Origin of the sequence: Leisingera sp. JC1 (assembly GCF_001679925.1) — a bacterium.
Classification (GTDB): Bacteria; Pseudomonadota; Alphaproteobacteria; order Rhodobacterales; family Rhodobacteraceae; genus Leisingera.
In genome coordinates this window covers 1-1,735 of sequence record NZ_LYUZ01000011.1, presented here as the reverse complement: position 1 = coordinate 1,735, position 1,735 = coordinate 1, and the positions used below count along the sequence as shown (strand labels likewise).

The 1,735-nt window shown below is 54.5% G+C and carries 1 protein-coding gene and 2 pseudogenes; 2 read left to right on the top strand and 1 reads right to left on the bottom strand.

Going from position 1 to position 1,735, the window contains the following annotated elements; genetic code table 11:
* Nucleotides 1-194: pseudogene (locus tag A9D60_RS02955) on the top strand (IS5/IS1182 family transposase); the annotation flags it as partial.
* A gap of 71 nt (nt 195-265) precedes the next feature.
* A complete protein-coding gene (locus tag A9D60_RS02950; RefSeq protein WP_083194084.1) occupies nt 266-1,402 on the top strand; it encodes a calcium-binding protein in 1,137 nt (378 codons plus the stop codon).
* 139 nt (nt 1,403-1,541) lie between these two features.
* Here A9D60_RS02950 and A9D60_RS02945 read toward each other — a convergent pair.
* Nucleotides 1,542-1,735: pseudogene (locus A9D60_RS02945) on the bottom strand (IS5/IS1182 family transposase); the annotation flags it as partial.

The window sequence follows — 1,735 nt, the reverse complement described above, 5'->3', positions numbered from 1 at the left end:
GGGCGTTCTGGAAACGATGGACGGGATACCACACCCGCAGCCGCGCAGAAGCCAGGATGCGCTGCCTCAAGGCCTTCGGCGAGCGCATCGCCGCGAGAGACCCAGATAGCCAAACCGCTGAAATCCACATCCGCGTCGCACTCATCAACCGCTTCAATGCCCTCGGCACCGCCGAGATCGTCCGCGTGGCCTGAACCTGAAGGGGAAAGGGGAAGTCACGCCTCAAGACGCCTTTCTGCAACAATGCCGGGAGACTCTCGTAGGTATGTCTCCTGTAGTGGACTGGTCGGTGGACAACGAATTAGATGTCCATGGATTTTCCAGTGGCGAGGATTTTGTGTTTATCATTTCCGAAAGAGGCGGCGAAGAGAACGCATCCGCCACAATCGATTTTTCGGAAATTGTTGGAGATGACCACTACTTTATTCGGTCGACAATACTAACCGACGGTGGGCAAGGCGGTGATGACCATAGAGCGTCACCAGTGTTAAGCTACGGGACCAGCCAGACAATTACCGACGGAACCATTGAAATTGATCAGGAACCCTGGTCACTTACTTTTGTTGAACTGACCAGAATTGGAAATGGCAGCGATGTCATTGAGGGAAGTGATTTTCAAGACAATATTAGGGGGCTGGCTGGTGACGATATTATTAGAGGCAACGCAGCCACCGACCGGATTTATGGGGATCTTGGAAACGATACAATATATGGCGGCGCGGGAAGGGATTACCTTTTTGGCGGTCAAGGTAGCGATCAAATTTTCGGCAATGCCGGTCGTGATAGAATAGTCGGTGGAGGCGGATCCGACACCATCTTTGGGGGCGCGTGGCACGACACCATCTTTGGTTCCAATGGTAATGACAGCCTGCTCGGTGAAGGCGGCTGTGACAAGATCTATGGAGGTTGGGGAAGTGACACTATCTTGGGCGGAAGATGGGACGACACAATTTTTGGAGGCATCGGCCAAGACTTTCTCTACGGCGATTTGGGTCATGATGCAATTTTTGGTGGCCGGGGGCATGATGTTCTATCCGGGGGAGGCGGCCGCGATACAATTGTGGGCGGCTGGGGAAATGACACAATTCTGGGAGGCGATGGTCATGACAGACTCGTAGACGGTACTGGTTCCGACAAATTGACCGGCGGAGAAGGTGCGGATCATTTCGTTTTCGTCAGGGACGGCCACGAGGACGGCTTGACCGACTTTGAAGCTGGGCTGGACTTGCTGGACTTGAGATTGTGGGGAGCTGAAAGTATTGGGGATCTTCAGCTTACACAAACTGACTTTAACGGGACGCCGACTGCTTTTCTTATTTTTGAACAAGAAAGACTGGTCATCAATAACGTCACAATTGAGGAACTTCAGTCTGCAATTGACGGCGGTACACTTATTATTTAGCGGCGAGTGAAGCGGTCTGCTGGACGAAAGCGGCGCCGAGACCGGTATCTACACAATCCCGGCGGGTGGCCGGTGGTTCCAGGAGGGCATTGTTGCAGAAAGGCGTCTTGAGGCGTGACTTCCCCTTTCCCCTTCAGGTTCAGGCCACGCGGACGATCTCGGCGGTGCCGAGGGCATTGAAGCGGTTGATGAGTGCGACGCAGATGTGGATTTCAGCGGTTTGGCTATCTGGGTCTCTCGCGGCGATGCGCTCGCCGAAGGCCTTGAGGCAGCGCATCCTGGCTTCTGCGCGGCTGCGGGTGTGGTATCCCGTCCATCGTTTCCAGAACGCCC